This window comes from Sphingomonas sp. Leaf257 (assembly GCF_001422185.1).
Classification (GTDB): Bacteria; Pseudomonadota; Alphaproteobacteria; order Sphingomonadales; family Sphingomonadaceae; genus Sphingomonas; species Sphingomonas yabuuchiae.
The window spans coordinates 60314-73694 of the sequence record NZ_LMMH01000001.1 but is presented as its reverse complement, the minus strand read 5'-3'; the positions used below and the strand labels follow the sequence as shown (position 1 = coordinate 73694).

The window sequence follows — 13381 nt, the reverse complement described above, 5'->3', positions numbered from 1 at the left end:
CATGACCAGTCAGAAACAGAGGATGCTGGCGGGCGAATTGTACATCGCCGACGATCCCGAGCTGGCGGCGGATGCCGCCCGCGCGGCGGCGTGGATGGTCCGCTACAACGATTCGCTTGGCCAGGATGCCGCCGATCGGCATGCGTTACTGGCCGAAGGGCTGGGGCGGGTGGGGGCGGGGGCGGTGGTCCGGCCGCCCTTTCACTGCGATTATGGCTATAACATCATGCTGGGCGAGCGGGTCTTCCTGAACTTTGCCTGCGTGATCCTGGACGTGGCGCGGGTCGAAATCGGCGCGGGCACGCAGATCGGGCCGGGCGTTCAGATCCTGACCGCCGACCACCCGCGCGATCCGGCGCTTCGGGCGCAGGGGTGGGAGTGCGGACGACCGATCCGCATCGGCGCCAATGTCTGGATCGGCGGCGGCGCGCTGATCCTGCCGGGGGTGACGATCGGCGACGATGCCATCATCGGCGCGGGCAGCGTGGTGACGCGCGACGTGGCGCGGGGGCAGACGGTGGTCGGCAATCCGGCGCGCGGCCTCGCTCGATGACGACGCCCGACACCACCCGGCGGGGCAAACCGCATTTCGAGGTGCTGGACGGCCTGAGGGGTACGGCGGCGCTGCTGGTGGTGGCGTTCCATATCCAGGGCATCACCGTGTTGTTCGAGGCGGACCGGCTGTTGCTGCCCCATGCCTATCTGGCGGTGGATTTCTTCTTCGCGCTGTCGGGTTTCGTCGTCGGCTATGCCTATGACGATCGCTGGGGCGGGATGCGTGTCAGGGGTTTTCTGGCGCGGCGTCTCGTCCGGCTGCATCCGTTGGTCGTGCTGGGGGCGGTGTTGGGATTGGCGAGTTACCTGCTCGATCCCTTTGCCGGGGATCGGCAGCATGCGTCGCCATGGCTGGTGGGACTGGCCTTTGTCGCGGCGCTGCTCGCCTTGCCCTCTGCGCCGCTGCCCAATCGGCTGGGGGACAGCCATCCGCTGAATGCGCCCGCCTGGACGCTCTTGCAGGAATATATCGCCAATCTGGCCTATGCCCTGGTCCTGCGCCGCCTGGACCTGCGGGCGCTGGTCGCGTTGGCAGGCCTGGCGGCGATTGCATCGGCCGCGACGGCACTGACGCTGGGGTCCTATGACACCGGCTGGGGGCTGCACAATTTCTGGGGAGCGCCGGTGCGTCTGGCCTATCCGTTCCTGGCCGGGTTGATCCTCTACCGTCTGGGCGACCATTTGCCGCGCCTGCGGCTGGGGTTCCTGCCGCTCAGCCTGATCCTGTTGCTGCTGTTCGCCGCGCCCGTCCTGCCCGAAGTCGGCGGGGTGAAGTGGAACGGCGTGTATCAGGCAGTCTGCGTGCTGATCCTGTTCCCGCTGATCCTGATCGCCGGGCGGCATTCGGCGGGCAGCGTCACCACGCTGCGCTTGTGCAAGGCGGCGGGGCGATTGTCCTATCCGCTGTACATCACCCATTATCCGTTCGTGTACGTCTATATGAACTGGGTGGCGAACGGCCCGGAAACGGACAGCAAGACGGCGCTGGTTGCGGTTTCGCTCTATCTGTTCACGCTGGCCTTCGCCGCGGCGGCGTGGCGCTTCTGGGACGTGCCGATCCGCGCACGCTGGGCCGCATGGCGTAATCCGCCTTTCGGCACGCAGCGTCGCTGAAGGCGGATCGGCGCAACCCCGCTTGGGGCGGTGGAACACGTCCGACCGTGTCACCGCCGTCATTACGTTTCCACACCATTACATTTCTTGTCTGCCTCCCCGTCGGGTTGACCATGGACACCCCAATATCGCAGTCGGCCCGCGAATGCTAATCACTCGCAAGAGTAACAGGGGGCGTAATGGTGGTACGAATGGGGGCAGCGGTTTCGGCATTGGCCATGGCATGGGCCGTGGCGATCGCTCCGGCGGGCGCGCAGACGCAGGCGGGGACCAGCGACACGGGCGAGACGGCGGCAGGTCATGAGGTGGTCGTGACCGCAGCCGGTTACGAGCAGCGCATCATCGAGGCCCCGGCGAGCATCACCGTGCTCGACCGCGCGAACCTGGAGGAAAAGCGGTTCGGCAGTCTGGCGGAGGCGTTGCAGGACGTGCAGGGCATCGATGTCGGCGGCGAGGCGGGCAAGACCGGCGGGTTGAACATCTCCATCCGTGGCATGCCCAGCGACTATACCCTGATCCTGCTCGACGGGCGTCGCCAGAATGCGCCGGGCGGGGTCACGCCCAATGGCTTCGGCGAAACCGCCACCAGCTTCCTGCCGCCCTTCTCGGCAATCGACCGGATCGAGGTCGTGCGCGGGCCGATGTCGACGCTTTACGGGTCGGATGCGATGGGCGGGGTCATCAACATCATCACCCGCAAGGTCGGCAGCCACTGGGTCGGCACCGCCACCGCCGAAAGCACGGTGCAGGGGGATGACCGGTTCGGCAACATCCAGTCGGTGAACGGCTTTGCGCAGGGGCCGGTGATCCGCAACCTGCTTGGCCTGACGCTGCGGGGCAGCGTGTTCCACCGCGAAGGTTCGGACATTCCGATCCCCGGCGATCCGGCGCTGACGCTCGGCCGGAACCCGGTGCGCTCCGACATCTATAATTATGGCGGCCGCCTGTCGCTGACGCCGCATACCGATCACGATCTGTGGATCGAATATGATCGGAACACGCAAAGCTATGACAATAGCGAAGGGCGGCTCGGCACGCTGGGGTCGGGCGGCTATGCGCCGGAGCAGCGCTTCAACCGCTCCAACTATGTCGTCGCGCATAGCTGGCGGACCGGGCTGGGCACGCTCGACACGACTCTGACCCGCAACGAGACCGAGACGATCGGTCGCCTGATCCCCCGAGGCACGCCGGGCAAGGTGCCGGGCAGCCCGCGCGAGTTGCAGGCGCGCAACGACATCGTCGACTCCCGGTTCGCAGGCAAGCAGGGGCCGGTCGCCTTCACCCTGGGTGGCCAATATTGGCGCGCGCGCATGGTCGAGGGGGTCGCGCCCGAGCCCTTCGCCTTCACCCAATGGGCCGGGTTCGCCGAAGCGACCGTGACCCTGACCGAGGGTTTCAACCTGACCGGCGGCGTGCGCTATGACGATCACTCGACCTTCGGCAACAAATGGTCGCCGCGCGCCTATGCGGTGTGGAACATCAACGACGCGCTGACCGTGAAGGGCGGCGTCAGTCGTGGTTTCAAGACGCCGCGCGTCGAACAGATCGCCGAGGGGATCATCGGTTTCGGCAATCAGGGGCGCACGCCGCTGCTCGGCACGCCGAACCTCATTCCCGAAACCAGCACCAGCTATGAAGCCGGTGTCTATTATGACGACAAGGGCCTGTTCAGCGGCAACGTCACGCTGTTCAACAACGACTTCACCGACAAGATCGCCGCCGGGCCGGGCATTCCCAACTGTCGGTTTGCCGGCAATCCGAACCGGCCGAACTGCCTCGACGTCGGACCGTTCCCGGCGGTCGACCTGTTCAGCCAGTCGGTGAACATCGACAAGGCGCGGGCACGCGGCATCGAAGCAGCGGGCAAGATCGCGTTCAGCCGCGCCGTCTCGCTGACCGCCAACTACACCTATACCGAAACCGAACAGCTGAGCGGCGCGGATCAGGGGCGACCGCTGATCGGTATTCCCAAGCACATGCTGAACGGCAATCTGCGGTGGAAGGTGACGGACAAGGCGAACCTGTGGACCCGCGCCGAAATCCGGTCGAGCCGGTATCGCGGCAACAACGACCAGCAGCGCGCGCTCGGCGATTTTCGCGGTTACGAGCTGTTCCACATCGGCGGCGCGTATCAGGTGACGGACGCATTCCGCCTGTCGGCGGCGATCTACAACATCTTCGACACCGATTATGCCGTGTACGAATCCTATCGCAGCGGCGCGAACACCATTTTCACGCCCGCCTATGCGATCAACCAGGAAGGCCGCCGGTTGTGGCTGTCCGCCAATGTCGATTTCTGACAGGCGGCGATCGACGTTCGTTGCACCCCATTCTCCCCTGGACAGGGGGGAATGGGCGTATCTGAAGGTCGGCACGACCCAAGTCGCAGACCGATCAGCTTTCCAGAATTTTAAGATTTCCACCGACTTCATCGAACTTCGCGACGTATCGCCGAAGTGGTGACCCCTACGAGAATCGAACTCGTGTTTTCGCCGTGAGAGGGCGACGTCCTAACCGCTAGACGAAGGGGCCGTGCAGTGGAGGGGCGCTATTAGCGGGGGTGGGGTAGGGCGTCAAGCGCTTCCCCGCCGAAACCTTGATAAAAGTGAAAGGGGCGGGGCGGCATGATGTCGTCCCGCCCCTTTCCGGTATCGATCAGGCGGCGTCCTTGCGGCGCTCGGCCATTTCCTCGTTCAGCATTTCGGCCAGCAGGAAGGCCAGCTCCAGGCTCTGGCCCGCATTGAGGCGTGGGTCGCAATGGGTGTGGTAGCGGTCGGCCAGCGACTGCTCGGTCACGTCGATCGCACCGCCGGTGCACTCGGTGACGTTCTGGCCGGTCATCTCGGCATGGATGCCGCCCGCATGGGTGCCCTCGGCGCGATGGACGGCGAAGAAGCCGCGCACTTCGGCCAGGATGCGGTCGAAGGGGCGGGTCTTGTAGCCGGTCGCCGCCTTGATCGTGTTGCCGTGCATCGGGTCGCAGGACCAGACCACCGGATGCCCCTCGCGCGTGACGGCGCGCACGAGCTTGGGCAGGTGCGCCTCGATCTTGTCATGGCCGTAGCGGGTGATCAGCGTCATGCGGCCGGGCACGCGGCCCGGGTTCAGCGTGTCGAGCATGCGCAGCAGCGCCTCGGGCTCGAGGCTGGGGCCGCACTTCACGCCGATCGGGTTGCCGATGCCGCGCAGGAACTCGACATGCGAAGAACCCTCGAACCGGGTGCGGTCGCCGATCCACAGGAAATGGGCCGAGGTGTCGTACCAGTCGCCGGTCAGCGAGTCCTGACGCGTCAGTGCCTGCTCATAGGGCAGCAACAGCGCTTCATGGCTGGTGTAGAAGCTGGTCTGCGCCAACTGGGGCACCGACGCCGGGTCGATGCCGCACGCCGCCATGAAGTCCAGCGCCTCGCCGATCCGGTCGGCCATCTCGCTATACTTCTGCGCCCAGGGGCTGCGGCCCATGAAGTCATGCGTCCAGCGATGCACCTGATGCAGATTGGCATAACCGCCCTGCGCAAAGGCGCGCAGCAGGTTCAGCGTCGCCGCCGACTGCGCATAGGAACGCAGCATCCGCTGGGGATCGGGCACGCGCGCTTCGGGGGTGAAGGCGATGTCGTTGACATTGTCGCCGCGATAGCTGGGCAGTTCCACGCCACCCACGACCTCGGTATCGGCCGAGCGCGGCTTGGCGAACTGGCCCGCCATGCGACCCAGCTTCACCACCGGCAGCTTCGAGGCGAAGGTCAGGACGACCGCCATCTGCAGGATGACGCGGAACGTGTCGCGAATGTTGTTCGCACTATGCTCGGCAAAGCTCTCGGCGCAGTCGCCACCCTGGAGCAGGAAACCCCGGCCCTCGGCCACCTCGGCCAGCTCGGCGGTCAGGCTGCGCGCCTCGCCCGCAAAGACCAGCGGCGGATAGGTCGCCAGCGTCTTGGTCGCGGCATCCAGCGCATTCTGGTCGGGATAGCGGGGAAGCTGGCGCGCTTCGGCGTTGGTCCAGCTGTCGGGGGCCCAGTTCGCGGCCATGATCGTCCTGCTCTTTCGTCTTCTTTGGTTTCGAGCATCGCCCATGCGCCGATTTGACCCCATACGCAATGAAGTTGGCGTTTGAGGCCCCCAAGTCGCGTGCTTTGTTGCGCCTGATACGAATTTGCGCCGAACGGTGGCCGATTGCGGCGACCGGCTTTGCGGATTCGGGGCAGAGGCGGTAGCGGAGGCGGGATGTCGCGTGCCTCCATCCTGTCGTCGGCGGTCGTCGCCCTGTCCGCCTTCCTGCTGTCGGTGCCGGACCAGGCGCCCGCGGCCCCCTTGGTGTTGGTCGAGAAGACCGACGACACCGCCTTGTTCGGGGCGATGCGGGACGCCGATCTGCGGCTGGCGACGATCGCGTGGAAGCTGGCGACGGCCAACGCCGCAATCTGTCCCGACCGGGCACCGACCCCCGGTATCGTGATCCACGCGATCGACCAGTACGACCCGGGGGTGCGCAAGGACCTGCCCGCGATCTTCGGCTTCGAGGGGCCGGTCGCGGTCGAGGCGGTGGTGCCGGGCAGCGCGGCGGCCAAGGCCGGGGTGCAGGCGAACGACACGATCGAGGCGGTCGACGGCAAGCCCTTCACGGTCAATCCGGCGGGTGCGTCGCAGGCGAACACCGCGACCCGCGATGCCGCGCAGCGCCAGATCGCCGCGGAGCCCGCTGACCGGCCGCTGCGCCTGACCCTGCTGCGCCAGGGTCGAAAGCGCGACGTGACGGTGGCGGCCCAGCCCGGTTGCCGGTCGCGTTTCGAGATGCTGATGGGGCCGGGGCTGACCGCATCGGCGGACGGCGATATCGTCCAGATCGGATCGCGCTTCTTCGAGCGGTTCGACGACCGGATGATCGCGGTCGTCGTCGCGCATGAATTCTCGCACAACATCCTGCACCATCGCGACCGGCTGGACGCAGCGGGCGTGAAGCGCGGCATCCTGTCGGAATTCGGGCGTAACGGGCGGCTGTTTCGTCAGACCGAAACCGAGGCGGACCTGCTGGGCGTCAACCTGATGCGCAACGCGGGTTACGATCCGCAGGATGCCGTGCGCTTCTGGCGCGAGCATGGCGGCGAGGTCGATGGCGGCATCTTTCGCAGCCGCACGCATCCGTCCTCCTCGGCGCGGGCCGATGCCGTCGCGGCCGAGATCGCGGCCATCCCGGCGGGTGCGCCGACACCCTATCGCCCGCCTCTGCTCGATCGAACAGGGACGGCATTACAATAGGTTGGAAGTGTAGGCATTTAACCAACCGTTTGCAGTTGGGGCCTATGCCCGATCGAAATCGCCGGCATGACAGCCCGCGACGTGTCGGGAATCGCCATGCTTTCATCCTTGCCCATACCGAAGAAGATCGGCCTGTCCTTCGCGCTCGTCATCATGACGGTGTTCGTCATGATCGGCGTGCTGTGGTGGGCGTTTGCCCGCATTCAGGCGACGACGACGGAAAGCAGCCATGCCCAGGACATCTATGGCTATACGCTGGAGATGGAGGGCGGGGTCCAGCGCGAAAACAGCCAGATGCGCGGCTTCCTGATCACCTCCGACGAAGCCTATCTAAAGCAGTATTTCGAGTCGCGCGCCACCGAGATACAGTCCGCGTCCAAGCTCGACGCGCTGCTGGACAATGATCCGAAGGCCCGCGCGGAGGTCGCCCGGTCACACGAGCATATGCAGGAATGGCGCCGCACGATCGGTGATCCGCTGATCGAGCGCAGTCGCACCGACCGCGAGGGCGCACAGCAATGGCTTCGCGACAATAGTGAGCGGGTTCGGGTCACCTCGGTCCTTCAGGCGCTGCGCGATGTCCGGGCGCAAACCGTCGCGGAATTGAAGAGCGTGCGGGCCGCACGGAAGACGGCGCTGCTGACCGGGCAATGGAGCCTGGCCGTCGGGGCGGTGGTGATGATCGGTGTCGCGGCGGCGATGGCGATGCTGTTGTCGCGCGCGCTGGGGCGGCCGATCGTCCGGCTGACCGGGATCATGGAAGCCTTGTCGCGCGGTCGCAACGATATCGCCGTTCCCGATGCCGACCGGGGCGATGAATTGGGCAGCATGTCGCGCGCCGTCGTCGTCTTCCGCGACGCGGCCGTCGCCAAGGCGCGAGCGGATGCCGAGCAGAATGAGGTGGTCGACCGGATCGGCGGCGCGCTGGGCCAGTTGGCCGATTCGGACCTGACGGCCCGGCTTTCGGGTTTCCCGCCTTCCTATGCGGCGATCGAGCGGGACTTCAACACGGCCGTCTCGCGTCTGTCGGGCTCGCTGGGCGCAGTACGGGTCAATGCCGCCGGGATCAGCAGCGGTGCGGTGGAGATGAACGAAGCCGCCGACGACCTGGCCCGCCGTGCCGAGCAGCAGGCGGCGAGCATTGAGGAAACCTCGGCCGCGATGAACGAGATCGCCCAGTCGGTGACAGCGGCGGCGACCAAGGCCCAGTCTGCCGAGGGCATCGTCCGCAAGGCGAGCAGCGACGTCGCCAATAGCGAGGCGATCGTCCGCCGCACCGTCTCCGCGATCGGCGATATCGAACGTTCGTCCAATGAAATTGCCGAGATCATCGCTGTGATAGACGGCCTGTCCTTTCAGACGAACCTGCTGGCGCTGAACGCGGGCGTCGAGGCGGCGCGGGCGGGCGATGCGGGCAAGGGCTTTGCCGTCGTCGCCTCGGAAGTGCGCGCGCTCGCCGAACGCTCGGCCGAAGCGGCGCGCGACATCAGCGCCCGCATCACGACCACGGTCGAACGGGTGCGCAGCGGCGTGGAACTGGCCAACAAGACCGACGAGTCGCTGCGCCTGATCGCTACGGGCATGCATGACATCAGCGGGCTGGTCGAATCGATCGCGGGCGGGGCGTCCGAACAGGCGACGAGCATTCAGCAGGTCAATCTGGCGATCAACGACATGGACGGCGTGACCCAGGCCAATGCTGCGATGGTCGAGGAAGTGACCGCCGCCGTCCGTGCGCTGTCCGCCGAAGCCCGTGCGCTGGAGGTGCAGGTCAACCGCTTCCGCGTCGACGAGACGGTGATGGCACCGGCCGCGTCGGTCGCTCCCATGCGCCGCGCGCCCGCCCCGGTGCGCCGTGCGCCGAGCCCGGTCCAGGGCAATCTTGCCGTGAAGCAGGATGACGACGACTGGAGCAGCTTCTGATCACCGACTGACATCGCCGCATGGCCAGGGGACCGATTGGCATTCGACCGTGCCCTTCTTCCCTCGCCCCTCATAGAGGGGAGAGGGGAGAAAGCGGGGCAGCCTGATAGGTCCACGATCCCACTCGACAGGTCGCGGGCTTTCTTACATTTCACCGCGGAGCAGGGGCCCCATGCGGCGCGGGGATTGTAAGTCGGGTCCTGCCGGGGCAAGCGGCGGCCATGGATATTCCCCAACGCTATGCCGATTTCATCCAGTGGATCGGTGACGGCACCGGCATGGCCGACAGCCTGTTGCACGTTCATGCAGGCATGGCGGTGCTGTTCCTGGCGCGCATCCTGACCCGCAAGTCGCTGGCCACGCCGATCCCGCTCGCCTGCGTCGCGCTGGCCGAGGCGGCGAACGAAATCCTCGACCGGCTGCATTACGGATCGTGGCGCTGGACCGACACGCTGGGCGACATCGCCAACACGATGTTCTGGCCGACCGTGCTGTTCATCGGCCTGAGGATGCGATCCCCGCGCGGACGACGTTGAGCGGTATTTCTACAATTCCTCCCCTGAAAGGGGAGCCTTCGGCCTGCCACCTCCCCTGCCAGGGGAGGAATAGGTCTTATCAACCTTCCGGCAGCACCGGCTTCCAGTCCCAGCCCAGCGGGTCGCCGTCCATCACCTCTACCCCGGCGGCGAGCAGCGTATCGCGAATCGCGTCGCTCCTGGCGAAATCCTTGTCCGCCCGCGCCGCGCGACGCTCGACCAGTTGCGCCTCGATCTCCGACTCGTCCAAGGTGGCGGTCCTGGGCCGGGTGCGCAGGTCGGCGCGGGTCAGCGTCGTCAGTTGCAGCCCTAATGTCGCATCGAAATCGGCCAGCGCGGCGAGTCGCAGGCCGGGCGACAGCTTCTTGTCGCCCAGCATCTCGTCCAGCACCGGCAGCGCGCGGGGCGTCGCCAGATCGTCGGACAGCGCACTGTCCAGCCGCTCGCGATAGGAGGCCGCATCGCCCTTCTCGGGCGCGTCGGCGCGGGCGCGAAGCCCCTCGACCGTCTGGACGAGGCGCTTGAGCCGCACCTGCGCGGCCGCCAGGCCATCCCAGCCGAACTCCATCTCCGACCGGTAATGCGCCTGGAGGCACATCAGGCGATAGGCGAGCGGGTGGAAACCGCGATCCATCAGCGCCTGGAGCGTCAGGAACTCGCCCGACGACTTGGACATCTTGCCGGTGCGGTCGACCAGGAAATTATTGTGCATCCAGATATTGGCGCCGCTATCGGGGGTGCAGCTATGCGCCTGATTCTGGGCGATTTCGTTCGGATGGTGAATCTCGCGGTGGTCGATGCCGCCGGTATGGATGTCGAACTGGGCACCCAGATACTGCTTGCTCATCACCGAGCATTCCAGATGCCAGCCCGGCGCGCCCGGACCCCAGGGGCTGTCCCATTCCATCTGGCGATTCTCGCCCGGCGCGGAGGCGCGCCAGATGGCGAAGTCGGCCGGATGGCGCTTGCCCGCAACCGGATCGATGCGGCTCTCGCCCTCGTCATCCTGATGCCGGGCGAGGCGGCCATAATCCGGCACCGTCGTCACGTCGAAATACAGGCCGTCGGGCAGGCGATAGCAATGCTTCGCCTCGATCGCCTTGGCGAAGTCGATCATCTGCGGGACGTGCTCCGTCGCCAGCGGGAAGCGGGTGGGCTCGGCAATGCCCAGATCCTTCAGATTGCGCTTGAAGGCGTCGGTGTAATGCGCGGCGATCGCCCAGATGTCCTGGCCACTCTTCTTGGCGGCGGCCTCCATCTTGTCGTCGCCCGCATCGGCGTCGGAGGTCAGATGACCGACATCGGTGATGTTGATGATGTGGGTGAGGGGCCAGCCCTTCCACCGCAGCACGCGCGACAGCGTGTCGGTGAAGACATAGGCGCGCAGATTGCCGATATGCGCATAGTTGTAGACCGTCGGCCCGCAGGAATAGACGCGCACATTGGCCGGATCGATCGGCCGGAACGTCTCGGCCATGCGGGTCAGGCTGTTGTACAGGGTCAGCGGCGTGGCGGGGGAAGCGGGGACGGTCATGGCGCTTGCCTTAGCCATCTCGGCTCCGGCCCGAAAGAGGCCCCGGTCCGGCGGGTACCGGACCGGGGCTGGCGCGGTGACAGGGGAGGCACCGTGCCGTTTCGTTCCTGAGCCTGAAAGGCCCGTGAACATGTCAGGGTGCCCGGCATACGGGAGTTAGCCGGACAGCGACGCTTCTAGGGGGCGGGGGATCACCGCAGCATGGCCGCCACATGACAAGCGCGTTCATATCCGGCACTTCGGCGCCGAGCGGAGGATGCCGTGCGGCAGAGCGATTTGCGATCCAACGGGTTGTAATCGGACGACCGCGCTGCTAGGAGCGCCCGACGATGCGGCCACAGTTGTTCTGCGGCCGCTTTATCCTGTTTTGCCGGAGCAATTCGTTTTTATGCAGATCATCGTTCGCGACAACAATGTGGATCAGGCCCTTCGCGCGCTCAAGAAGAAGCTGCAGCGGGAAGGCGTGTATCGCGAAATGAAGCTCCGTCGCCACTACGAGAAGCCCTCGGAAAAGCGCGCTCGTGAGCGTGCCGCGGCCGTACGTCGTGCCCGCAAGCTGGAGCGCAAGCGCGCCGAGCGCGACGGCGCACGGTAAGCGTCTCGCCGGGCGGCCGTGACCCTTTCGCATCTGGCGGAGGGCGCGGTGCGGCCCGGCACCGGCTGAATCGCATGAGGCGAATCGGCCTGCGCTTCGAGCGCCGCATTCCCTGAACGCCCACGCACAGAGCGAGAAACAGGCATGTCCGTAACCGCTGTTCCCCTTCGTCCCGTCCGGCGTTCCTATCTGGTCTGGATATGGGTTGCGGTGGTGGCGGCCGTGATCGCCGCTGCCTTGCTGGCGCGTCAGGGCGATGCCGCCCTGGTGCGTGAGGCGCGCGGCGCCGGCGTCACGACGACTGCGTCTGGTCTTCAGTACAAGGTGATCGAGCCCGGTCAGGGCGGGGCGCACCCGACCGCGACCGACGTGGCGCTGGTCAACTATACCGGCCGCCTGATCGACGGCACCGTCTTCGACGCCTCGAAGCAGCCGACCCCGATGCCGCTGTCGAGCGTGCTGCCCGGCTTTGCCGAAGCGCTGAAGCTGATGCCCAAGGGTTCGAAGTATCGTTTCTGGCTGCCTGCCAAGCTCGGCTATGGCGACCATGCGAACGGCCCGATCCCGGCCAATTCGGAACTGGTGTTCGATGTCGAGATGATCGACTTCATCCCCGAATCGGTCCTGCGCCAGATGCAGGCGCAGCAGTCGATGATGGGCGGCGCCGGTGGTCCTGGCGGGATGCCCGGCGGTGCTCCCGGCGCACCGTCGCCCCGCTAAAGCGCACGCTGAACCTCAAGCGTTTCCAATCGGATCGAGATCGCCGGAGCCCCACAGGGTTCCGGCGATTTTGCGTTTCAGGCTTGACCTGGGACCACGGCATGCCAAGCGAGCGACGATGTCGCCCACAACCGGCGTGCATCTCCAGGGTTTGGCCTTAGGGGGCTTGCTGCAATAGCCGGATATTCGCCCCGTACGCTCGATCCGGCGAAGCTTGTGGTGGTTCCTACCGAAGTTGTTACCGCCGATTCCGCTTATTCTGTGAGGGAGATGGCAGTAATCGGGCTCGATCGTCTGCGTCGCGCGGGCAGGGGGGGCATATGACCAGCGCTCATGGGGAAGTTCTGCCCTGATCTATCCCTGAGAGAGAGGCTTACTCCCATCAAGGCCAAGTCATCGCGCCTGTCAGAAGCCAACCGATGGCTTGTGTCTCATACAAGGCGTCAGTGAGGGAGCATGCTTGGCGGATAACCCTGATGCTTCGTCCGCCCCAGACAAGTCCTGCACCCAGCCATGCACCGATACCCAACGCCCTTGATAAGCAGATCATCATATCCGTTCAGCATTGAATGCGTAGGTCAAGGCCGACCGCGCGTCGGTGAGAGCCTCAGCGGTCTCGATATGCCCGTCTTGCATATCAGGCCGTATCTCACCGATGAGGCAAACGCACCCCATCTCCACCAGACAAAAAAATAGCGGCCCGAAGGCCGCTATTCCTTTCAGCCGTGAGGCTGAAGCAACTTAGTTGCTGTCGGCCGAGTCGTCCGAGTCGGCAACAACAACGATGCCGGCGACGACGGCAGCAGCCGCCAGAACGGCGACGAGGATGCCACCGCCGGCCAGGCCGTTCTTCTTGGCAGCCGGAGCCGACGCGCGGACCGACTTCGAAACCGAAAGGCTGGCAGCCGGGTTCGCAGCCATTGCCGGAGCAACGGTCATCGAAACGGCGGCAGCGGCGACGAGAAACTTCCCAAGACGCATGTCTAACTCCCTTAAAATTGTCAGCAGGCCCATGGCACGCAGGCCGTCCCAAGGCAACCCCACCAACGAGTATGGGGCAGTTATGCTCCCACACTGATGCGGCAATGCAACATTACTTTACCGCCCTGCGGCTATACGTTGCTTTACCGCTCAACGGAATGCCCCCGA

General features: G+C 65.7%; 11 protein-coding genes and 1 tRNA gene. 8 read left to right on the top strand and 4 right to left on the bottom strand.

Annotated features, from left to right (window positions below; all coding sequences use genetic code 11):
• The first annotated feature begins 1 nt into the window (after position 1).
• From ASF14_RS00345 to ASF14_RS00335, 3 genes are all read left to right on the top strand, one after another.
• Positions 2-553: a sugar O-acetyltransferase gene (locus ASF14_RS00345; protein WP_056429976.1), complete on the top strand. Its 552-nt coding sequence runs from the start codon at positions 2-4 to the stop codon at positions 551-553.
• Positions 550-1668: an acyltransferase family protein gene (locus ASF14_RS00340; protein WP_056429973.1), complete on the top strand. Its 1119-nt coding sequence runs from the start codon at positions 550-552 to the stop codon at positions 1666-1668. Before ASF14_RS00345 ends, ASF14_RS00340 begins: the two co-directional genes overlap by 4 nt.
• A gap of 218 nt (positions 1669-1886) precedes the next feature.
• Positions 1887-3968 carry a TonB-dependent receptor domain-containing protein gene (locus ASF14_RS00335; RefSeq protein WP_236696870.1) on the top strand — a complete coding sequence of 694 codons (2082 nt, stop codon included), beginning with the start codon at positions 1887-1889 and terminating at the stop codon, positions 3966-3968.
• 157 nt (positions 3969-4125) lie between these two features.
• Here the strand turns inward: ASF14_RS00335 and ASF14_RS00330 are convergent.
• Together ASF14_RS00330 and ASF14_RS00325 are read right to left on the bottom strand one after the other, a co-directional pair.
• A tRNA-Glu gene (locus ASF14_RS00330) sits at positions 4126-4200 on the bottom strand.
• A 123-nt stretch (positions 4201-4323) separates the two neighbouring features.
• Positions 4324-5697 (bottom strand): class II 3-deoxy-7-phosphoheptulonate synthase, encoded by a 1374-nt coding sequence (locus tag ASF14_RS00325; protein WP_056429965.1) that lies wholly within the window; start codon positions 5695-5697, stop codon positions 4324-4326.
• Positions 5698-5892: 195 nt separating this feature from the next.
• Between ASF14_RS00325 and ASF14_RS00320 the strand changes: the two genes are divergently transcribed.
• The 3 genes from ASF14_RS00320 (at position 5893) to ASF14_RS00310 (ending at position 9383) form a co-directional block, all read left to right on the top strand.
• Positions 5893-6924 (top strand): M48 family metallopeptidase, encoded by a 1032-nt coding sequence (locus ASF14_RS00320; protein ID WP_082441991.1) that lies wholly within the window; start codon positions 5893-5895, stop codon positions 6922-6924.
• A gap of 66 nt (positions 6925-6990) precedes the next feature.
• Positions 6991-8847 (top strand): methyl-accepting chemotaxis protein, encoded by a 1857-nt coding sequence (locus tag ASF14_RS00315; RefSeq protein WP_056429963.1) that lies wholly within the window; start codon positions 6991-6993, stop codon positions 8845-8847.
• Between the two features lie 221 nt (positions 8848-9068).
• Positions 9069-9383: a hypothetical protein gene (locus tag ASF14_RS00310; protein WP_056429960.1), complete on the top strand. Its 315-nt coding sequence runs from the start codon at positions 9069-9071 to the stop codon at positions 9381-9383.
• A gap of 79 nt (positions 9384-9462) precedes the next feature.
• Here ASF14_RS00310 and cysS read toward each other — a convergent pair whose 3' ends face one another.
• Positions 9463-10917 carry a cysteine--tRNA ligase gene (gene cysS, locus ASF14_RS00305; RefSeq protein ID WP_056429958.1) on the bottom strand — a complete coding sequence of 485 codons (1455 nt, stop codon included), beginning with the start codon at positions 10915-10917 and terminating at the stop codon, positions 9463-9465.
• A 388-nt stretch (positions 10918-11305) separates the two neighbouring features.
• On the opposite strand from cysS, the gene rpsU reads away from it, so the two are divergent.
• A complete protein-coding gene (gene rpsU / locus ASF14_RS00300) occupies positions 11306-11512 on the top strand; it encodes a 30S ribosomal protein S21 (protein WP_007404630.1) in 207 nt (68 codons plus the stop codon).
• A 144-nt stretch (positions 11513-11656) separates the two neighbouring features.
• Positions 11657-12232 carry an FKBP-type peptidyl-prolyl cis-trans isomerase gene (locus ASF14_RS00295; RefSeq protein ID WP_056429956.1) on the top strand — a complete coding sequence of 192 codons (576 nt, stop codon included), beginning with the start codon at positions 11657-11659 and terminating at the stop codon, positions 12230-12232.
• A 741-nt stretch (positions 12233-12973) separates the two neighbouring features.
• Here the strand turns inward: ASF14_RS00295 and ASF14_RS00290 are convergent.
• Entirely contained in the window at positions 12974-13246 is a 273-nt protein-coding gene (locus tag ASF14_RS00290) for a hypothetical protein (RefSeq protein WP_236696869.1), read from the bottom strand.
• Between the last annotated feature and the right edge of the window lie 135 nt (positions 13247-13381).